Origin of the sequence: Pseudoalteromonas sp. KS88 (genome assembly GCF_004766475.1) — a bacterium.
Lineage (GTDB): Bacteria > Pseudomonadota > Gammaproteobacteria > Enterobacterales > Alteromonadaceae > Pseudoalteromonas.
Map to the genome: position 1 here is coordinate 13,096 of NZ_PYHV01000012.1, position 21,370 is coordinate 34,465.

Sequence of the window (21,370 nt, forward strand, 5' to 3'; positions counted from 1 at the left end):
GTTTATCCTTAATAAATATATTGTAGTAAGGAAAGCCCCATGCCAGGCACGAATAATAAAGCGCTACTACCAAGTAATCCAACATTAAAAGATATCAATTGGTATAAAAAACAAATAAATTGGGGAGAGCTGCCGCCTTTTTATCATTTAGTAGCCTCTTCCGTGAGTGAGTCTGAGGGCATATTAGAACATGGTTTTGATAATGCCGTTAAACGTTTAATCGATAAGCGTAACTGGAACCTCGATTTACTCGGCGGCCATGAAGATTCATTGGGGGAAATTCACTGCGAAAATAAACCCCGCATTGCACTGCACCAAATCTTCACAGACAGAGGTTTTGAGTTATGGGCGCTACCTTATGCCAAAGATGTTACGATTGACCAATATATTAAAGATAATCGTTTCATGGAATTTAAAGTATGGGACCCTGTTACCATGCGTAACTTAATTCGCATAAACCAGCTACATAAATTCATTGGCTTTTATTTTGAGCGCGGAGACACTGCCGACAAAGCCTTAATTCTTCATGCACACAAGACCGTGCATAAAATTGTCAATTTTTTACAAAGAGAATTGAACGTTGTAAAGCTTGATGGAGTCACAATAAAAGATTTTTACCAATTATGTGAAAAAGACAGCCGTGCTTGCAGTGACGAAATTGACATAGCAAGAATTATGCTCGGCGATACAACCAGCAAGGAATAAAATGCGAATAAAATCAGCCTTTATCACTTTGGCTCTCGCGCTTATCACCTCAAGCGTTTTGAGCAGTGGGCCATTAAAGGCACAAACTAACTTTAAACTCCCTGATTTAGGCACCTCAGCATTACAAGCTTTACCACTTGAAAAAGAACAAGCAATTGGTGAAGTTATGATGATGCAAATTCGTGGCTCATCACCTGTTGTTAGTGATCCGGTGCTTGATGAATATTTATCGACCTTAGGAAGGAAGTTAGTAGCAAATGCAAGCGATGTCAGATTCCCGTTTTCATTTTTTTGGATTAACAACCCAGAAATAAATGCATTTGCTTTTTATGGTGGTCATGTCGGTGTGCATACCGGCCTGATGGCACAATCGGATAACGAAAGCCAATTTGCATCAGTATTAGGCCATGAAATTGCTCACGTCACGCAGCGCCACTTAGCACGTCGTATTCAGCAGCAACAAGATAACAGTGCCATGACTATTGCTGGCATGGTTGCGGGTATTTTAGCAACGATTGTCGCACCTGATGCTGGTATTGCTATCCTTTCGGCCAGTCAAACTCAAGCTGCATTTAGTCAATTAACCCATAGCCGCTCGGCGGAACAAGAAGCGGACAGAATTGGTATGCAAACCCTCAATAACGCGGGGTTTGACCCTTATGCCTCAAGTGAGTTTTTAACAAAGCTTGCAGCACAAATTCGTTATAAATATAAACCACCGGCATTTTTACTTACTCACCCATTACCAGAGTCAAGAGTATCTGATGTGCGCCTGCGTGCGCAACAATTCGAAAAGCGCCAATACCCACAGAGCCTCGAATTTAACCTCGCTAAAAGCCGTGTTATAGCGCGCTATCACCATAAACCTGTTGATGCAGAAAACCTATTTAGAAAACTGATTAAAGAAAATACCTTCTATAATAGCACCGCACTTAAATACGGCTTAGGTATTAGTTTGTTAGACCAAAAAAAGTATGCAGAAGCGGCCACCATACTTGATGAACTAATGGCTGCTGATCCTAAAAACTTATTTTATATAGATACCCACACTGACTTATTAATAGGCCAGGGGAAAGCTAAAGATGCCGTTAACTTTTTAGAAAGCCTGCATGACAACCGACCTAATAATCAAGTTATTACCTTAAATTATGCTAATGCAGCACTGGAGGCTAAGCAATATGCTTTAGCTGAGCGTTTGCTAAAATCATTTTTACTTGAAAAACCAGAGCATAATTTAGCAAAGCAATTAATTACCGACGTTTATAAAAAGCAAGAAAACCTTGCTGCCTACCATGAAGCAAACGCTGACGTGCTTGCACAATATGGTGCTTACCTAAAAGCGGCAGATGAAGTACAAAAGGCACTAAACTTTGTTGAACCTCAAGAAGTAATAAAACAACAACGTCTTAAGGCTTTGTTAACGCAATATAGGCAAATGCAAAAAGAACTCGCGAGACTTTAAGTCTCGCGCCTCTTACCTTAAAATACCACCACTTTAAATTTTTGGATTTTTACTATGGCTGTTACTATTTATCATAACCCACGCTGCTCTAAATCTCGTGAAACCCTTGCTTTGCTAGAAAAAAATTCTATTGAACCCGAAATAATTGAATATCTAAAAAACCCACTCAACACTGAGCAAATTTCCACACTAGTCAAGTTACTTGAGCTTGATTCTGCACGCGACATGATGCGTACTAAAGAAGATCTCTACAAAACCTTAGCACTTAAAGCGCAGACCAATGAAGAAGAATTAATAAAAGCAATGGCTGAAAACCCTAAGCTTATTGAGCGTCCCATAGTTATTAATGGAAATAAAGCAGCGATCGGTCGCCCACCTGAAAACGTATTAAGTGTACTGTAATGCAGCCAAACATCGTTGTACTTTATCACTCCAGCCATGGCTCTGTTGCAGCCATGGCTCATGAAATTGCTGATGCTATAGAATCACAAGGTGGTGAAGCCCTATTAAGAACATTTGTAGCTAAAAACCCTGAAGATATTGTCATTGATAAAGATGAACTGATTCAGTGCGACGGTTTAGCTTTTGGCACTCCAACTCGTTTTGGCATGATGGCTTCTCAAGCAAAAGCGTTCTGGGAAACCACCAGCGATATATGGCTAAAGGGTCAATTAATAGATAAGCCAGCGTGTGTGTTTTCATCATCCAGTAGTATGCATGGGGGCAATGAAGCGACTTTGTTAAATTTATCACTGCCATTGCTGCATCACGGTATGATGCTTTTAGGTGTTCCATATGAGGTGCCTGAGCTTTTAGCAACACAATCGGGGGGGACTCCTTATGGAGCCTCCCATGTTGCTGGAGCTAGTAATAGTAACCAATTAAGTAAAGACGAAATCAAAATATGCCAAAGTGTTGGCCATAGATTAGTTAAAATTACGAGTAAACTAAAATGACAACAGAAACCGAACACCCTGTCAGCCCAGAAAAGAAAGCGATAACACTGCGCTTTCAGCGGATCGCTTTATTTGGCTACTTTGGACTTTTGATACTTATGCCTATCTGGCTTTACCTAATCGCACCGCGAGAAGGCCACAGCAATGGGTTTATTTTTGTTGTGTACATAGTGCCATTGTTATTGCCATTAAAAGGTATATTACAAGATAAGCCTTATACCTATGCGTGGGCCAACTTTATTGTCATGTTCTATTTTATCCATGGTTTTACTTTAATATGGGTTGCTCAAGAACAAATGATATGGGTGCTGCTAGAGCTATTATTCGCAAGTGCCATGTTTGTCGGCTGTACCTATTACGCCCGCTATCGTGGACAGGAATTGGGACTTAAAATACGTAAACTCAAAGATGATTTAGCTGACGAGAAAGCATCTCACGAGCAAAATCGCTAAAGTGTTTTATGAGTTAAATAAAAACCCGCTATTCAGCGGGTTTTTTGATGAGTTAGTTAAACTAAGTCACTAAGGGTTGTTAAGGCGACAATACTTGCCAAACCTAATTGTGCTATCAAGCTTATAAATGAGAAAAACCGTAATATAAATAACCCCCAAGGGTGCTTCACTGCAGGGTACAATGCACAGCGCTTAAGGCTCAGCGCAAAGAAAAAGCACACAACAGATAACATGGTTAAACCCAGTGTAAGTTCACTTTTAATAGCAAGAGATTCATCAAAAAAGAAAAATAATTGCAATGGCAAAAGAATTGTCACGAGCGCATGCAAACCATGTACTTTTTTAATGCGATCAAACTGCCCTTCAGGCGAAAGTTCTTTAATACCAAAATCTCGCTCTAGGCATTTAACCAGCGAGGTAGCTTTAATGCTTACGGCTAAACGGTAGCAACTTAATCCATCTTTGTTACGTACACGAAAATCAAAACCCGATTTTAGTAAAAGCACCATTAACGGTTCATTCTTTGCTAAAACTGCATAGTGCAATGCGGTGTTACCTAATTCATCACTCAGTTTTTTATCTTGTTTATCGATTAACAGTTGAACTAAATTTACATACCCTTTCTCAACAGCCCACATAAATGCCGTTTTCTGACTTTGATCGCTCAAAGTTCCCGTTGCCCCTTGCTCGATAAAGCGCATCGCCATTGTTTGTTTAGCGCTGCTAGAGCTCAAATGAGCCAGTAATGCTTGCTCGAGTAAGTAAGCAGAATCAACATCAGGCGATACTTGGGTTAATAAGGTAAAGTAATCCTTACCGCTGGCCACTTTTTCGGCCGATAACTCACTTAATAACTCACTATCACTTACTGAAGCTGGAATGAATTGACTAAAACGTTCTCTAAAGTCGACTTCTTTCCAAATTGCTAACGCATCCTCTGCACTAACTTTGCTACCCGCATTGAGCACATGCTCAATAACTGTAAAATAACGCTTTGAAAATAAATGACTCAGTAAAGTCAGAGGCGTATCAACCTGTGCTTGTACTGCAACACTGGCATATTGCTCTAAGCGTTGACACATAAGCAAAACAAGACTCTCAGCCGTGTATTCATTTTCTAGGTAATGGTTCTTTGCTGCTGTGATGTAAACCTGGGCCTGCTCATCGTACTCGCTAATATGTTGAAAAAAGCACTCTTCAAACGGTTCAAGTGGTGAAAACCAAGTAAGGTAATAAATAGGAGGTAATACTGTGGTGCAAACGCCATCATTTTCTTCTGTTGAGCGACATGAAGGCCACGCTTCTAGAGCGTCCAGAATAAATGCCCCGTTTTGCTCAATAAGTCCTTTGACTAACAACGGGTATTCTTTAGGCCAAATGAGTACATTTTCCATTAAATCAACACAACTCCAGTGTTTAAAATGCAGGGTAAAAAAGTGAGTGCATAGTTATAACAAGCGAAAACTGACACTGCGCTTAATATCAATTTTATACTTAAGCATTTATTAAAAGTCAGCTTAAATACGAAGGCTTATTCTATCATACCTTGATCACCGCGCTAGACTAAAGAGTGTGAATTTAAAAGAATATACCCAAACCACCTCAAGGTGCTAGTTTCAGTTGGAATTAAAAACGATTTAGGCAAGGCATTGATTGCAAGTAATAGTGGTTCTATTGTTAAAATCAAAAACGCAGTATAAATCGTTTTTAAACCAACCCTTTGGGCGTTTCACAGGCACTTACTCTCATCGTTGTTCCTTCTTAAAGGGGACTGCCATTGTTGCAAAGCAACGCCTTGATATTAAGCCCTGTGAAACGCTGAATTCTGCACCTTGAGGTGGCTTGGGTATAATAACGACAAGCCACTTTCATCGCTTGTCGTTTTAGGTTGGAGGCTGGTTGTATTTACTTATCACTTAACTCTGTTGTTACTTGTGCAAGTCCCACTTCAGAAATACGCTGAATAACTTCTTTTTGCTTAGCACTTAACAATGATATTCCCTCTGCAACTATGTCATAGACCTTCCAGCTACCATCTTTGGCATGGCGTAATTTAAAATGAAGGTCAATTGTTGGCGCGTTTGGGTCAATTATTTGCGTTTTTACGGTAGCAAAGTCGCCATATGTTGATTTACTGTCATCTTCGAATTTAATTTCTTGCCCTGTATACTTCATCAAGGCACCTGCATATGTGGCGCTCAAATAATGTTCAACAGAATCTATGAACGCTACCGCTTGAGTGCGATCAATATTTTTTATGTGCTTGCCTAACAATTTATAAGAAACAAACTTTACATCCATGTGCGGCATTAAGTGCTTATTTACAACTGCTTTCATCTCAGCTTGGCTTGCTGTGCCTTGGTTATTGACTTTACTTATTTCACTAAATAATTGATCACCTACCTCAGTCAATAACTGAACAGGAGAATGCGTTGATTTAGCTAAAAGCGAACCACTAAATAAGATTAGTATTAATAAAAAATAACGACCAAATGAAATCATTGTAAGTACCCTCAAGATTAACTGAGTGTAATTTACTCGCTTTACATGCCTTAAAAAAGAAACAAAATAGCACATTATTAATGGCGTTTTAGCACCAATGAAATTAATTATTCATAATCAACTAGTTATAACAGTTCTTTAATAAGCCGCAAAATATGCGTGCCTTGTGCAGGTTGAATTCAACCAAGCCATGCCCCTACTTTGTAAATACCTTTACAAAAAGAGATACTGTTCATGTTTTACCGACTAGTTCAACTTTTTATTTTATCTATTATGTTTAGTCCAACCAGTTACGCATCATCTGCTCTTGGATACGCTGTTGACTATATTCAAGGAGAAGGAGACGTAAAGGGTTTGAAAGTGGCATACCAGTTTCATCTTCCATCAGCAGAGTCTCCTTTAGCAAACACGCATATCTACCTTGAGTCGAGCATAAATATTTGGCAATACGGTTCAAAAAAACGCCATCAGACAAACTTTGTGTTTGCGCTATCACCAGTGCTTCAATACCCTGTCGGGTATATTAAAAATGTACCGCTATTTATAGAAGCTGGAATTGGTTTTTCATTAATTAATGACACTTCATTTGCAGGTAAAAAATATGAGTACGCACTATCAGTTTGAAGACAGGCTAGGTGTAGTTGCTAAAGCCAGTGATTTCAGTATCGGCTTGCGTTATTTACATTACTCTAATGCAGGTTTTAAACGTCCTAACCCTAGTCTTGATTTTATATCCCTATCTTTTGCTAAACGCTTTTAACTTTTAAAATTTTTGTTAGACTAACATCATTGTTAGATAAGATAAGTTAATACAATGGAACTTTGGCAAATCCTTATTATATTAATGGTGTTAGCTGTAATTATTGGCAATTTATTGTTACTAAAGCACTCAGCTAAAACAGGCTTTAAAGTGCCCAAAAAAGAGACTGGCAACGAGCATAAAAAGACTAATAATGACTTTTAACTCCCCCTCACTTTGCCCTGCGCAATACTTTTCTCACATTGCAATTTATTGTTGGGAACTGAATAAAATTGATTTACCTGAAAGCAGCGCATGTCTCAACGGCGTTCGCTTAATTTAACCACGCTATCTGCTTGTGCATGACCAAGTAGCTTTTATTACACTTATACTTTTAAAATAAGAGTATTAATTAAAACAGCAGCTTGTATCCTACACATAAAAAAGATAGCTATTATTTAAGATAGATCTCATGATTTATTATTGTAAACCCAAGTACGGCTCTGACAACCCTCCCCGATTACTCTCAGATCAAACTTGAGGTAAATTCATCATTACGAAAAGCACTGTATTAATAATAAACTTGACAGCGCTGTCAATTTTAGTGCTATAGTCATTAGTACAGATATAGATTGAACTTCTATCTAATTTTAGCCATCTAGACGTTGAAGCATCTCAATTAAAGGCGTAATATGTCTAACATCTGTGTAAACCACACTTTTAGCATGAGAATTTTTAAAGATGATTGATGTAAAACACCTAAAGACCATTGCAACTTTGAAAGAGACTGGCTCTTTGGTAAATACGGCCCGTGAACTCTTTTTAACTCAATCTGCTTTATCGCATCAAATCAAAGATCTTGAAAACAAACTCGATTGCCAATTGTTTGAAAGAAAAACACAACCCGTGCGCTTTACACCACAAGGAATGCTGCTATTAGAACTTGCAAATGAAGTGCTACCGCGTGTTGAAGCAACAAAATGCCGTTTAAAAGAGAGTCTCAATCAGCCTATTTCGCAATTGCGCCTGAGTGTTGAATGCCATGCATGTTTTCATTGGTTATTACCGACGATAAAAGAGTTCAATAACTTTTGGCCGGATATAAAAGTTGATTATGAGCGTGGTTTTAGTTACGACGCGATACCTGACCTACTCAATGAAGAGTTAGATTTAGTGCTTACTTCAGATATTCGCGAGCCTGATAAACTAGAATACGCGCACCTATTTGATTTTAAGTTAAAATTAATTGTAGCTCCAGATCATGAGCTGGCAAAAAAAGCATATGTGACAGCGCTTGATCTTAAAAATGAAACGATTATTTCGTATCCTATCCCTCGAGAACGCCAAGATATTTTCAAACATTTTATCCAAAATGCACGTTTTGATGGCACACTAAAAAATGTAGATCAAGGATTACTTATCTTTCAATTAGTTAGTGCAGGAATGGGGGTGGCAGCTTTACCGGATTGGCTTGTTACACCTTATGAAAGCCAAGGATTAATTAAATCTATTCCGCTTGGTGCATTGGGTTTAACACGTCCAATGTACTTAGCAATGAAGAAAAATATGAAAGATAACCCAGTTTATCGACATTTTTTAAATACCTGCAAACTAAATAATGGTCGATAAAATCATTTAATCACAGTAGCATAGAGACTCTTATTTTGATGATGTTACTGTGATGTTTGAACTTAAAAAAATCATTGGCTCTATAATGATGCCCCTCCCATTACTCGGTTTGCTTTGCTTACTTTGCTTTATATTTACATTGCGAAACCATAAGTTGGCATCTATCGTAGGGATTATTTTTGTAGCGGCGCTTCTATTAATAAGCACTCCTTTTATCGCACAAAAATTGATTGATCCCGGCTCACAACTAGACTACGTCTTTAACGTAAAAAAACACCAACAACTCGACAAAATTGTTGTACTTGGATGTGATGTAAACCCAAATCCAAAGCTTACAGCTAATAGCCAATTAGGTAACTGTGCAAAGAGTCGATTAGTCGAAGGGCTTCGGCTGGCACATTATTACCCTAATGCGCGCCTCATTGTGTCTGGCGGTGGTGTTGGGAATGTCACAAATAGCGCCTTAATGGCACAAACTGCAATTAGTTTAGGTGTTAATCCAAAACGTATACAACAAAACCCGGCCGCCATGGATACTGCTGATGAAGCTAAATTCCTAGCATCAGCATTGGTTGACTATAAAGTGGCCCTAGTTACGTCAGCAAGTCATATGAACCGTGCAAAAGACCTTTTTTATGCACAAGGTATAGACGTTATACCAGCAGCAACAGATTTTTATGACTTTTCTGCTTGGCCAAAGCGAAAATTATTCATCCCAAATGTTGAAGTATTAAAAGCGGTAACTTCTACTTGGCATGAAATAATAGGTCGGACTTGGATTAAGCTACGTCGGTGGATAGACCCTGAAGCACTTTAGCTAAGAGGCTACACTGAGTGAAGTGTAGCCTTGGCTGTATTTATACTGGGTTATCAATATCAATGAAGGTCACGTCAAAGCCGTGGTCGTCTGATAACAACTCACCAAGGGCCTTAACTCCATAACGCTCTGTCGCATGATGTCCTGCAGCAAAAAAGTCTATGCCTTGCTCTCGAGAGCTATGAATTGTTTGCTCTGATGCTTCGCCCGTTAAATAAGCGTCAACACCTTGGCTTGCGGCTAAATCTATATAGCCTTGTCCGCCGCCTGTACACCAAGCTATCGTTTCTATTGGTTCATCACGTACTAGACTTGTTAACGGCTCACGATTAAGAACCTTGGCAATTTTTTCCCCAAACTGCTCACCCGTCATCGGTGTTTTTAAACGCCCTTTAACAGCAACACTATTATTAACCGGTTCAAGGCCTGTTTCCCACTGGATATCAAGAAGATCTGCAAGCTGCGCGTTATTGCCAATCACGGGGTGCACATCAAGTGGAAGGTGATAAGCAAACAAATTAATATCATGTGCTAATAACGCACCAATACGACGCTTTTTCATTCCTGTAATAGGTTGTGATTCACCTTTCCAAAAATAACCATGATGCACTAAAATCGTATCGGCTCCATGAGCAATCGCTGCATCAATAAGTGCTTGGCTTGCAGTGACACCCGTCACAATCTTTTTAATCTCTTCCTGCCCTTCAACTTGAAGCCCATTTGGGCAAAAGTCTTTAATTGAATCAGGTTTTAAGATCTCATTTAATAATTGGTTGAATTCTCTACGTTGCATAATACTTTGCTACCTCTGCATTATATTTTGTGCAAATTTTGGCGTTTATAACGCCAAAATGGAAGGAAAATCGCAAAAAATTGAAAAGTTCGCCAAAACTAGGTATAAATGAGTATTCTTTATCTGTGTTTACAACGTATAGGGTCTCTGATGAGCAAACTAGACAAAACAGAAGTGTTAAATGCCTTTGAAGCAGCATATGAAGCAGCCAATGGCAAGAAACCTGAAATTACCACTAAACCTGGTTGGTACAGCATCGACGGCGGTAAAAATTTACGCCTTGCTGATGTAGCTGAGTTAACTGAACAGCTTACTTCTGGTAAAACGGCTGAGCAACCTGCTGTAAAAGCGCCAGCTAAAAAAACTAAAACTAAAACTGCCGCGCCAGCAAAACCAGCTGAGAAAAAAGCACCATTTGCTGTCGTAACAGCTAACGAAGACGGCTACACAGCCGAAGAGTTATGGATTGTTTACCTAGCTGAAAAAGATCATGACTGTCGCCTACCACGCGGTGTTGTGTAATTTAAAGTGGTATACTTTAAATAAAAAAAACCGCTGTTAAGCGGTTTTTTTGTGTTTAAATAAATATGCTTTTAGCAACCACTGAGATAAGTAGCCACATAAAACGATGAATATCGTTCCCATTAGTACAGGCGTAATTAAAAACGTCCAACTTTGCCCCGTTACCATTATCAAAATAGGATTTGCTCCCGCAGCAGGATGAACAGTGTTCGTCAACATCATTATACTTATAGCAAGTCCTGTCGCTACTGCAATGCTGGCTGTATCTACACCGATATAATTAACAAAAACAACCCCTATTAAAGCCGTTAAAAAGTGTCCTCCAATTACATTTTTAGCCTTAGCCAAAGGACTTGACGGTACGCCAAACACTAACACGGCAGTGGCACCAAAAGGCGCCATTAACCAAATACCATAACTTCCTAGGTTATCTAACCAAGCCAATACACTTAAAGTTATTGCGGAAAATAACCCTGCACTTATTGCTTTTAAAGCATCGTTATTCATAGTGGCCTCCAAAAAGTAGACCGAACTGTCTACCTGCACATAGTAGACAAACTGGTCTCCCCGTGTCAAGCTTACTTTTTTAAAGGAGCCGATATGGAAAAACGCACGCAAATTGTAAACACCGCTTTAGTGCTTTTTTACAATAAAGGTATTCATGCCGTAGGCATTAATGAAGTTATACAGGCTGCTAAAGTCGCTAAAAAGACACTGTATAATCACTTTAGTAGTAAAGATGAGCTCATTTGTGCGTGTTTAGTAGTTCGCGATGAACGCTTTAACAGGTGGTTAAAAGCACAACTTATTTATGCTAAAACACCATTTGAAGTGGCTGATGCACTGTTTAATGCATTGTCGCTATGGATCAACAATAAAGTAGATGAGCTTGGCAATTTTAATGGCTGCTTTTTTATAAATACAGCCGCTGAATTTCCACTGGAGACAGATCCCATTGCTCGATTATGTTCTAAGCACAAACAGACTGTACTTAAAATTATTTATGATGCGCTTACACTTACAACGCAACTTAAAGAATCCCCCGCAGAGGCAGAACAATTAAGTAAATTACTTATGACATTAAAAGAGGGTATTATTTGCCAAGCAAGAGTCAGTAAACAGCCTCAAACACTGCTGCTCGATAAAACTATTATTAAGAAACTTATTGCTTAAAGATTATGCCCAAAAAAGTAAAAAAGCGGCTAATGCCGCTTTTAGTCATAATCACCTATTCGATGTTTAATTTTTTTACTTCTGCTCAAAGTAAAGTTTATCTCGCTGTTTCTCACCTACTTCATTCATTGTGGCTGCGTTGAATAAACGGCCATTGATCATGGTGTAGTCAACTTTGTCAGTATCACGAATATTCTTCAGCGGATTACCATCAATCACAACTAAATCGGCAAGTTTCCCTACCTCAAGTGAACCAATGTTTTTATCAAGGCCAATGTATTTAGCAGGGTCGAGTGTTGCGGCGCGTAGCGCTTCAAGTGGCGTCATGCCGCCTTGTGCAAACATCCAAATTTCCCAGTGAGCAGCTAAACCTTCACGTTGTCCATGCGCACCTAGATTCACTAATACACCTAAATCTTGCAGCTCTTTCGCTACGCGTGCATTATTAAAGTGATTATAGTGATGATCGGGCGCTTTAACGCGGCGCATAGAGCGCGGTAACAATTGGTTTTTCGGCACAAACTTACTTAAACGTGGATGGTTCCACACATCGGTTTTATCATACCAATAGTTTTCACCCCAAATACCACCGTAAGCAACACCTAGCGTCGGTGTATAACCAACGTCACTTTGCGACCAAAGCTGTTTGATATCATCATAAATATTCGCCACTGGAATTGAATGCTCAATCCCTGTGTGGCCATCCACAACCATGGTTAAGTTATGCTGTAATAATGAGCCACCTTCTGGCACCACCATCATTTCAAGCTCACGGCCAGCTTCAATCACTTGTTGACGTTGCTCACGTCGCGGTTGATTGTATGATTTAACACTAAACGCACCCACTTTCTTTAAGCGCTCTAAATGGAACTTAGCATCCTCTAACGAGTCAATGTGCGAAGTGTAACCTGGCATATTTGCCCCATATAAAATGGTCCCCGTTGAGAAAATACGTGGTCCAACAATGGTGCCTGCTTTTTGCATTTCGCTGGCAGCAAATATTTCGGTGGTGTCGTTAGATGGATCGTGAATAGTGGTCACACCCAATGATAAACCAGCTAGGTTTTTCCAGTTTTGCTCAGGAATAATCTCATTACTGCCTTGCGAGCCATGGGCATGGGCATCCACAATACCTGGCATAATGGTTTTACCCGCCACGTCAATGACTTGTGCACCTTTAGGAATTGATACGCTTTGCGCTGTACCTACTGCTTTTATATGTTTACCATCAGTCAGTAGCACACCATTTTCTATTACTTTATCACCTTGCATAGTAATGATACGCGCACCTGTTAGTGCAAACATGCCTTCTGGCTCAGCCATTTTTTTGCTAAAGCTGATGTTGTCACCGCTTTTTACTTTAAAATCGGCATCATCGGCTTGGTTAATATCAAAAATACCCGCTAAACTGGCATGATAAAGCTCTGGGCCTAAAGTCCAATAAAGTTTATCACTGTTTGCGCTCCAGCTGATGCTTTCACCAGCACGAACAGACAATTGTTCAATTGGGAATTGGCTGTCTTTCGGGCCAATATTAATGCTTTTGCCATTTTCAACAAGTGGCGTTACAAACACTTTAAAGCGCTCTGCAAACGCTAAGTATTTGCCATTAGGTGATACCCTAAACTCTGTCGCATGTTTTGATTCATATAGCTTTTGTACTTTTTTAGAATCCAGCTCAACCACGCTTAAGCTTGGTTTTGGCCACGGGCTCATAACAAAAATACGGTCACTGGTCGCACCAAATTGCGGCTGATAGCCACTTTTAGTAATTAATTCAGCCTCACCGCCTTTAGCACTCACCGCGTAAATACCAGGGTGTAATGACCAGTCTGGATTTAAAATACCACCGCCTGACGCTTTACGATAAACCACGGTTTTACCGTCTGGGCTAAATGTTGGCTCAACATATTTGCCCGGCTCTTGCGTTATGCTCTCGCCGCGACCACTTCGTGCTGATACCACACGAACACTGCCCTGCTCATTATCGTCCCAGGTAACATATACAATTTTTTTACCGTCACGAGAATACTGTGGGAATAACTCAAAGTGATCATCTTGGCGCGTTAAACGCTTCACCTTGCCTGACTCTAAATCGCGTTTATAAATATGCCCAAGCGCTTCAAAAATAGCCGTTTCGCCATCGGGAGACACTTGCACATTACGCAGCATTTTTATATCGAAATCTTCACTATCAATATCTTGTGTAAAACGCACAGCGGTTTGAACTTTTTTACTTGTGTCTACATTAAAGGCGATGTTCTCGACTGATTTGTCTTCAACATCGAGTTTATTAATTTTACCACCAGCCCAAAATACCAGCTCGTCATTATCCGGTGTCCATGCAATCGTTGGGTAAACACCATGTATCGCCCACGTTTCTTGCATATCACGTTCAAGCTTGTCGTAAAGTTTAGTGTGCTTGCCAGAGGTTAAGTCATAAACGTATAAACTGGTTTGAAAATCATCCCGCTTGATATACGCAAGCTTTTTACCATCTGGTGACGGTGTTGGCCTAATAGCGCCACCCATACCGCTGATGATGGTTTCAATTTCACCCGTTTGACGGTCAAAACGCTTAATTTTATAAATACCGGCAACAGAATCCTTTGAGTAATGGAAAGTTTTACCCGGCGTTGCATCATGGGAAAAATAGACATAACGGCCATCAGGTGAAAACATCGGTTCACCTAAATCTTTTTGGTCATCAGCACGCTTCGTTAGTTGAACACCTTTGCCGCCGGCTTTATGGTAAAGCCATACTTCACCAGCACCTAATGAGCGTGTTGCAGTAATGTGCTTGCGTGCCACGATATAATCGCCATCAGGACTCCAAGCTGGACTATTGAGCAATCTAAAGGTTTCGTCGGTAACAGCCGTTTGGTTTTCACCATTAACATCCATTAGCCAAATATTGTCACCGCCGCCTTGATCTGAGGTAAACGCAATGTGTTTCCCATCAGGGCTAAAACGAGGTTGCATTTGCCAAGCAATATCAGAGGTAAGCTGAGTCGCTTTTCCACCGCTGATGGGCATAGTGTAAATGTCGCCCAGTAAATCAAATACAATGGTTTCGCCATCTGGGCTCACATCAACGTTCATCCAAGTGCCTTGATCAACGCTTATTGCAGCGTCAATAAACTGGCCTTGTGGGGCGTCAACTTGCCATTTTTGCTCATCGGCTTTGTCAGCAGCTTGCACATTTGTACTAATTGCTAGCGACACTGATACAGCCAGCGCTGTTTGAAGCAGTTTTTTCATCGAATTCTCGCTTGTTCTTGTTGTTTATTAATACGATTGCAACAAAAAGCGCAGCAACTTACCAGCGATATTTGATGAAGTGTGTTTATTTAGCGGTTAATGCCATTTAATTGGATCAAACTGGTAGTAATCCACCAGCATAGTGTAAATTTCTGGGTCGTAATGGCGCAGCTCTGCGGGCTTTTCTAAAAAGGTTTCAGTGATCACTGCAAAAAACTCCGCTTCGTTTGTCGCACCATAACTATGGATAACATGCGGCATGCTGTAGGCTACATGTGTTTTGAGTTGATTATAAGCACGACTAAATACCCTTGCCCAGTTTTTGTAATCAGCGGATTTTGTTAAAACAGGCGTGCCCGTTGTTTTCCCCGTTTCTTGATCAAGTTGATGCGCAAACTCATGAAACACTAAGTTATGCCCATCACTAGGGAGACGATTTCCTTCAAGCACATCATGCCAACTTAAAACTAATGTGCCGCCAGGCCAAGACTCCCCTTGGCGCACTGTATTGTGATAACTAACAAGACCTGCATTATCGGTTGAGGTTTGAGGTGCGTAATATGCACTCGGGTAAAGTAGTATCTCTTTTACGTTCTTATAAAGTGGCCATGGTTTATTTAATACGAGTAAACATGCATCGGCGGCAACAATTAGTTTCATTGCATCATTTAGTTTTAAACCATCACAACCAATAAACCGTTTTTCATTTAAAAACCAAATAATATGGCGTTCAAGCTTTTCACGGTCTGCATCAGTCATATTCCGATAAATTGGCATGTATTTTATTAATAGTGCTTTTTGCTGCTCGTTTAGAGAGCTGTCATGGTATTTATTAAGCCAAAATCGCTGTTGAAATTTGGGCCAATACCAGTAAACAGATACAAACATAACAAGTGCGAAAAGTAATAAAGCATTAACCATTTTAAAGCTCAATAATGAATTCTTACCGTATTAATATGCCCGCACGGTTCATAATTCAATCTATATGCAATTAAAAAGTAACAATTAGGGTCTGTTTATCTTTGCGGATTAAAATTTGTTCAAGCTAAGGGCGGTTTAATCGCGGCGCGAGGTTTATAACCTAGTGGGCTAAGTAAAAACCAAGCTACAAAGAGTAAATCGCCCCTAGGCAGAGACCCGAAGCGCTGCGCCTGTTTGGCATTTATACCGCGTTATCACCTATTTATGGGGAATAACCACACTACATAGGCGCTGCCTTGCCTGAATATCAAACAGACTGCTGCAAATTTAACCTTGCAAGGTAAACAGATCCTAGCACCTCATTTGTTTAATTCAGTGCTTCAATTCGGTTTCTACCGTTTTCTTTTGCTTGATATAACGCTTTATCAGCCTTTGCAAGGAGTCGATCGTATTCATCAACAGAACGTGAATCAGCCACACCAAAGCTTGCTGTAATCTTTAAATTTGTAGCAATACTTGAAAAGTCATAATTCGCAATCTGTTCACGTAATTGTTCGCAATCCTTTTGTGCTTGCTCTATGGATTTGTTTGGCATAAGCAGCGTAAACTCTTCCCCGCCCCACCGCGACACTTGGTATTGATTATCGTCACAGCACTGCTGAAGAATATTAGCCACCACGCAAATCACTCTATCGCCAACAATATGAGACCAGTTGTCGTTTATACGCTTAAAATAATCAATATCAACAATTACTAACGCTAAAGGTTTATCTGTTTGTTTGAAGTCATTAAAGTTTTCTGCAAGCCAATCATCAAATGCCCGCCGATTAGGTATGCCCGTTAGTTGATCATGCGTAGCTTGGTGAGCAAATGCCTCATTTTGAGCTTGCAGCGCGTACGTTTGCTCATCGACCCTTTCGGTTAGTCGTTTTTCAATCTTTTTGTAGTGGTACAATCTATATTTATAAAGGCCATAACAAAGTAGTAATATCGTTATAAATACCGCTAATTTAAAGCTCACTTTTTGCCAAAAGTAAGGCTTTATCACAAAAGTGATTGCCTTTAGATTATCTTGCCAAGGTGAGTTGGGGTAACTTGAGCGCACCATAAAAGTATATTTACCCGGCGCAAGGTTTGTATATTCGGTGATATTGAGTTTATGACGATCAACCCATTTATCATTATAGCCTAACAGTTTAGTTTGAAACTTAAGCCTCTGCGACATAATAAAGCTCAAACCCGCATAGTGAAATGAGACCCTATCAGAACCTGCTGGCAACTCAATTAAGTCATCTTGGTTACTAATATTCATCGTTTTACCATCAACGACAAGCAACTCAATAATCGTAGGCAATGCGAGCTGAGAAGCACGTTTTAAACGCTCTGGCATAACACTCGCTGCACCATTTGCAGTGGCAAACCAAACACTGCCATCATGATGTAAAGTGGCAGCAGGACTCGAGCCACCATTTGCTTGGGCACTGAGCATCCCATCGCCTTCATCATAAAGTTGATATTGTAATAGGTTCGAATTTTTATTATCTAAAAAGTCATCGACTTCCTGTTGTTTAATTTGAATTATGCCACGGTTACTGGAAAGCCAAAATAAATCCCCTTGGGCAACGAGTTGAAATAACTTGTCTACGGGTAGCCCCTGCTCCCTACCGAGCATATCAATTTGACCTGTTTCAATATTAAAGCGGATCAGCCCTCGGTCTGTCGTCATCCACATATTATTGTTTTGGCTATAAAAACCGAATGCGTATTCTGCATTAAATTTTCGCGGAAATTGTTGCCCTTTAAATTTACCAAGAGAGTCATTAAACATAGCAACCCCGACCCCTGTGCCAACCCAAATATTGCCATTAGCGTCTTGCGATAATGCCATAATAAAGTCACCAGGAAGCCCTTCATCGGTGGTAAATTGAGTGATGGAGCCATCCGTTTCTATTCGTGTTAAACCCGATGCAGTACCGGCCCATAAACGTTGCTTATGATCAAACAGTAACGCTCTGACTTCATTACTTGCAAGCCCACCATCACGATTTAAAATAGGGTAAATTTTGTCGTCCACAACACGCAAAATCCCTGAGGTATATGTGCCTATCCACACGCCACCAGAGTCATCTTCTACCAAACTTAATACAGATAATGGCCTAGTTTGATCAGTTACTGAGTAACTTTGAACTTTATCGTCTTTTATGCGATTTAAGCCTGAGCTACTACCGACCCATATACTGCCATCAGAATGAGAAAGTATCGCCCGAATATAGTTACCACTTAAGCCACGCTTTTTTGTCCACACTGAGAAAGGGGCTTCACGTAAACGAAATAGTCCGCCATTTGTTCCAACCCAAATGCTTCCTTCTCTATCTTGCAACAGCGATAAAATTCTATTAGCGGGTAATCCAGCCTCAGAGTCAAGTTGCTCTAATCCCAAAGAGCTCAATCTAAATAAGCCTTTGTTAATTGTTCCTAACCAAAGGTCATTATTACTGTCTTCTAATAGGCTTGAAACTGACTCACCATTAAAGTCTGCATGGACTGACTCAAACCTATTGTCGACTAAACGCCATGCGCCTTTTTCTCCACCTACAATGAGTTGGCCTTGACGAGTCAATAACAGCGTATAAATAGAGCTTGTGGGTAAACCTTGAGCTGGCGTAATAAGTTGCGGTTCTTTATCCTCAATCCGGTATAAGCCTTCACTGGTAGCAGCCCAAATTACTGAGTTACTGTCTTGTATTAAACGATAGACACTTAAGTTTATTAATAAGTGGGATTCATGATTAGTTGTTTTGTCGCGAAGTACTAACCCCTTACCTTCAAGACCAAGCCATACTTCGGAAGGTGTAGGATTTAAAATATGATTAACCATCGCCTGAGCATTGGCTGATGTTTTCCATTGTCCACTCTTTAAATGGCTAATGCCACCACGAGCCCCTACAATGTACAAACTTCCATCGGGTTCAGCTGAAAGGCTACGCAAACCTGAGTCGGGTAACCCTTTAATCTCGGAGCGTGTAAACAACTTAAAATCACGGCCGTTAAAACGAGCGAGCCCTTCCCATGTTGCAATCCAAATATAACCGTCTGACGTTTGTGCAACGCTATTAATACTGTTATGAGGTAGGCCAGTACGCGTGTTCCATGTCTCTGAAAAATAATCATTGAGTGGGAGTCGTGTATTTTCGGCTGCAATACAGGTAAATTGAACTATACAGAAAAAGAATAAACTGATCCGCTTCATCATATAAACGCCTTTAGAGCACACCAAGCCAAGTATTTAGCCTTAAAAAGAAACTGTCGTTCATTCTTTATTATGACTAAATTGTCATTATTATTGTCTACTTAGCATTAATACTAGCATAGTATTAATTTTATTTTCATTACCAAAATAGTATCGGTTATTTTTTCTGCATCGTTTTACAATACTGATCAATACAATTTTGAAAATATTCAATAAAACGTGCCACGTGTAAACCATCCATCAATGCATGATGCACATCAATCGATAGCGGCATTTTACCTGTGTCTTTGTTGTATTTACCAAACACTAACTTAGGTATACCCAGGCTTTTTCCATGAGAATATGCATGTGAAAAACTAGTGAAATCCAGCCAAGGTAATACAGAAATATGGATTAAATCAGCTTGCCCTTCGGTATGGGCAAACGCATCTGAAAATAAGGGGGCTGCTTTGGTCTGACTACCAACTTGTTGCACATGTTTACTAAATTCATCAAACTGCTGCGTGAGTGAAAAATAGCTGAACCGAAAAGTCTCATCAGCCGCCAATTCAACAACACTTGCTCGAGCATCGTCAAGTTGCCATGGAGCGTCATTTATTATTCGCTGTAACATAGGTGGGTATTGATGGCAGGCACGTAACACTAAAAAAATATAACTTTGAAAAAATGACTGTTGACTAGATTTACAACAATTAAATAATTGCTTTGCGTCAATATGAACGCACACACTAAAATAAGGCTGGCTAAAATCTTTAAAAAGCGAGAAATGTTGGCTACGAGGCCACGTATCTAAATTTATGGCTGTCATTAAGGGTCACACGTTGTGATATTTATCGCTAGCGTAACTAAGTTAAAAGACAAAGCAAAGGTGTAAATGCACACCTTTGCTTTAATACAAAATTAAAGACCGTTGGTAATGATCTCTTGTGCTAGTTCATCCGCAATTATATGCGTTGATTTTTGTTCTTTTTCGCTGCGAGCAAAAATTTCAGTCAAGGTAGTAAAAATACCTTCAACATGCTTATTCGATGCTTCAACTGAGTAGCCTTCTGGTGCAGTTTCATAATACACATTAATAATACCACCCGCATTTATTACGTAATCAGGAGCATATAAAATCCCCTTCTCACGAATAATCTCCCCATGGCGAGACTCAGCTAGTTGATTATTCGCACACCCCGCAATTATTGTCGCTTTTAGGCGTGGGATAGTAATATCATTAACGGTTGCACCTAGTGCACACGGCGCATACACATCAACATCTAAGTCATAGATGTCATCAATACCCACGGCTGTAGCAGCAAAATCATTCACAACTCTATCAATTGCAACTTGATTTATATCAGTCACGAATAACTTCGCGCCGGCTTCATGTAAATGCTTACACAAACCGTAAGCAACTGCGCCTAAACCTTGCACTGCAACTTTGATCCCGCTCAAGTCTTGATGGCCACGTTGATGTTGTAAGGCTGCTTTAATACCTAAAAATGTACCATATGCTGTAAAGGGTGATGGATTACCGCTTTTACCTTCAAGACCAAGAACATAGTTTGTTTCTTTGTTCATGATAGCGACATCAGCACAAGTAATATTCACATCTTCTGCAGAGTAATAACTTCCATTTAAACGCTCTAATTGACGACCAAATGCACGAAAGAGTTGCTCTGATTTAATTTCCTTTGCATTACCAATTATAACTGACTTACCACCACCAAATGGAAGGCGTGCTACTGCATTTTTATATGTCATGCCTTTAGATAAACGAAGCGCATCAACTACTGCATCGTCATCATTGGCATAATCCCACATTCTACAACCACCAACAGCTGGACCTAAATTAGTATTGTGAACAGCAATAATGGCACGAAGGCCTGATTCTTTATCTGAACAAAAAACCACCTGTTCGTGGTTATCAAAGTCAACTTGATTAAACACAGCCACTTTATGTTACTCCGAAATTTATAACCCGTGAGAGGGTATGCGCGCTGAAATTGTCGAGACTTTATCACTTAGCAATGACCCTGACCACTATATAAGATGATAAAACCTATCAAAATCACTGAGCATCATAAAATCACTGTGCAAAGCGAAATGCAAAGATAGAAAATGCAAATTAACATTAATTATTAAATATATTATGCACTATAAATGTAATATAAGCCTTATCGCTTTACGTTAACGTAAAAGA

At 39.8% G+C, this 21,370-nt stretch carries 21 protein-coding genes; 12 read left to right on the forward strand and 9 right to left on the reverse strand.

The window, feature by feature from the left end; all coding sequences use genetic code 11:
• The first annotated feature begins 39 nt into the window (after positions 1-39).
• The 5 genes from C7Y70_RS07495 to C7Y70_RS07515 are packed head-to-tail and all read left to right on the forward strand — an operon-like array spanning position 40 to position 3,575.
• On the forward strand, positions 40-705 hold the full coding sequence (locus tag C7Y70_RS07495; RefSeq protein WP_099295893.1) for a hypothetical protein: 666 nt from the start codon (positions 40-42) through the stop codon (positions 703-705).
• A 1-nt stretch (position 706) separates the two neighbouring features.
• Positions 707-2,167 carry a M48 family metalloprotease gene (locus tag C7Y70_RS07500; protein ID WP_135474093.1) on the forward strand — a complete coding sequence of 487 codons (1,461 nt, stop codon included), beginning with the start codon at positions 707-709 and terminating at the stop codon, positions 2,165-2,167.
• A 54-nt stretch (positions 2,168-2,221) separates the two neighbouring features.
• A complete protein-coding gene (gene arsC / locus C7Y70_RS07505) occupies positions 2,222-2,569 on the forward strand; it encodes an arsenate reductase (glutaredoxin) (RefSeq protein ID WP_099295895.1) in 348 nt (115 codons plus the stop codon).
• The gene (wrbA, locus tag C7Y70_RS07510; RefSeq protein WP_099295896.1) at positions 2,569-3,123 is read left to right on the forward strand and encodes an NAD(P)H:quinone oxidoreductase; all 555 of its coding nucleotides are present in this window, start codon (positions 2,569-2,571) and stop codon (positions 3,121-3,123) included. Before arsC ends, wrbA begins: the two co-directional genes overlap by 1 nt.
• The gene (locus C7Y70_RS07515) at positions 3,120-3,575 is read left to right on the forward strand and encodes a DUF2069 domain-containing protein (protein ID WP_135474095.1); all 456 of its coding nucleotides are present in this window, start codon (positions 3,120-3,122) and stop codon (positions 3,573-3,575) included. The genes wrbA and C7Y70_RS07515 overlap by 4 nt, the downstream gene beginning before the upstream one ends.
• A gap of 56 nt (positions 3,576-3,631) precedes the next feature.
• Here C7Y70_RS07515 and C7Y70_RS07520 read toward each other — a convergent pair whose 3' ends face one another.
• On the reverse strand, positions 3,632-4,969 hold the full coding sequence (locus C7Y70_RS07520) for an ankyrin repeat domain-containing protein (RefSeq protein ID WP_135474097.1): 1,338 nt from the start codon (positions 4,967-4,969) through the stop codon (positions 3,632-3,634).
• 511 nt (positions 4,970-5,480) lie between these two features.
• On the reverse strand, positions 5,481-6,077 hold the full coding sequence (locus C7Y70_RS07525; RefSeq protein WP_099295899.1) for an ABC transporter substrate-binding protein: 597 nt from the start codon (positions 6,075-6,077) through the stop codon (positions 5,481-5,483).
• Between the two features lie 234 nt (positions 6,078-6,311).
• On the opposite strand from C7Y70_RS07525, the gene C7Y70_RS07530 reads away from it, so the two are divergent.
• The 5 genes from C7Y70_RS07530 to C7Y70_RS07545 all read left to right on the forward strand — a co-directional run bounded on the left by C7Y70_RS07530 (position 6,312) and on the right by C7Y70_RS07545 (position 9,262).
• The gene (locus C7Y70_RS07530) at positions 6,312-6,701 is read left to right on the forward strand and encodes an acyloxyacyl hydrolase (RefSeq protein ID WP_245321411.1); all 390 of its coding nucleotides are present in this window, start codon (positions 6,312-6,314) and stop codon (positions 6,699-6,701) included.
• Positions 6,679-6,837 (forward strand): acyloxyacyl hydrolase, encoded by a 159-nt coding sequence (locus C7Y70_RS20625; RefSeq protein ID WP_245321413.1) that lies wholly within the window; start codon positions 6,679-6,681, stop codon positions 6,835-6,837. The genes C7Y70_RS07530 and C7Y70_RS20625 overlap by 23 nt, the downstream gene beginning before the upstream one ends.
• 54 nt (positions 6,838-6,891) lie before the next feature.
• Positions 6,892-7,041 (forward strand): DUF2897 family protein, encoded by a 150-nt coding sequence (locus C7Y70_RS07535; RefSeq protein ID WP_135474099.1) that lies wholly within the window; start codon positions 6,892-6,894, stop codon positions 7,039-7,041.
• 516 nt (positions 7,042-7,557) lie between these two features.
• Positions 7,558-8,445: a LysR substrate-binding domain-containing protein gene (locus C7Y70_RS07540; protein ID WP_058558405.1), complete on the forward strand. Its 888-nt coding sequence runs from the start codon at positions 7,558-7,560 to the stop codon at positions 8,443-8,445.
• Positions 8,446-8,497: 52 nt separating this feature from the next.
• Positions 8,498-9,262, forward strand: coding sequence for a YdcF family protein (locus tag C7Y70_RS07545; protein ID WP_135474101.1), 765 nt, complete (start codon positions 8,498-8,500; stop codon positions 9,260-9,262).
• 40 nt (positions 9,263-9,302) lie between these two features.
• On the opposite strand, the gene C7Y70_RS07550 is transcribed toward C7Y70_RS07545, so the two are convergent.
• The gene (locus C7Y70_RS07550; protein WP_135474103.1) at positions 9,303-10,055 is read right to left on the reverse strand and encodes a Nif3-like dinuclear metal center hexameric protein; all 753 of its coding nucleotides are present in this window, start codon (positions 10,053-10,055) and stop codon (positions 9,303-9,305) included.
• Positions 10,056-10,205: 150 nt separating this feature from the next.
• On the opposite strand from C7Y70_RS07550, the gene C7Y70_RS07555 reads away from it, so the two are divergent.
• Entirely contained in the window at positions 10,206-10,577 is a 372-nt protein-coding gene (locus C7Y70_RS07555; RefSeq protein WP_099295903.1) for a hypothetical protein, read from the forward strand.
• Positions 10,578-10,613: 36 nt separating this feature from the next.
• Here the strand turns inward: C7Y70_RS07555 and C7Y70_RS07560 are convergent, their stop codons facing one another.
• On the reverse strand, positions 10,614-11,084 hold the full coding sequence (locus C7Y70_RS07560) for an HPP family protein (RefSeq protein WP_135474105.1): 471 nt from the start codon (positions 11,082-11,084) through the stop codon (positions 10,614-10,616).
• Between the two features lie 93 nt (positions 11,085-11,177).
• Between C7Y70_RS07560 and C7Y70_RS07565 the strand changes: the two genes are divergently transcribed.
• On the forward strand, positions 11,178-11,750 hold the full coding sequence (locus tag C7Y70_RS07565) for a TetR/AcrR family transcriptional regulator (protein WP_135474107.1): 573 nt from the start codon (positions 11,178-11,180) through the stop codon (positions 11,748-11,750).
• 75 nt (positions 11,751-11,825) lie between these two features.
• On the opposite strand, the gene C7Y70_RS07570 is transcribed toward C7Y70_RS07565, so the two are convergent.
• From C7Y70_RS07570 to C7Y70_RS07590, 5 genes are all read right to left on the reverse strand, one after another.
• Positions 11,826-15,011, reverse strand: coding sequence for an amidohydrolase family protein (locus tag C7Y70_RS07570; protein WP_135474109.1), 3,186 nt, complete (start codon positions 15,009-15,011; stop codon positions 11,826-11,828).
• Positions 15,012-15,107: 96 nt separating this feature from the next.
• Positions 15,108-15,932, reverse strand: a complete 825-nt coding sequence (locus C7Y70_RS07575) for a M90 family metallopeptidase (protein ID WP_135474111.1) — start codon at positions 15,930-15,932, stop codon at positions 15,108-15,110.
• A gap of 367 nt (positions 15,933-16,299) precedes the next feature.
• Positions 16,300-19,185, reverse strand: a complete 2,886-nt coding sequence (locus C7Y70_RS07580; protein ID WP_348631085.1) for a two-component regulator propeller domain-containing protein — start codon at positions 19,183-19,185, stop codon at positions 16,300-16,302.
• 154 nt (positions 19,186-19,339) lie between these two features.
• On the reverse strand, positions 19,340-19,990 hold the full coding sequence (locus C7Y70_RS07585) for a CatA-like O-acetyltransferase (protein WP_135474113.1): 651 nt from the start codon (positions 19,988-19,990) through the stop codon (positions 19,340-19,342).
• Between the two features lie 92 nt (positions 19,991-20,082).
• Positions 20,083-21,123: a Glu/Leu/Phe/Val dehydrogenase gene (locus C7Y70_RS07590; protein WP_135474115.1), complete on the reverse strand. Its 1,041-nt coding sequence runs from the start codon at positions 21,121-21,123 to the stop codon at positions 20,083-20,085.
• Positions 21,124-21,370 lie beyond the last annotated feature (247 nt).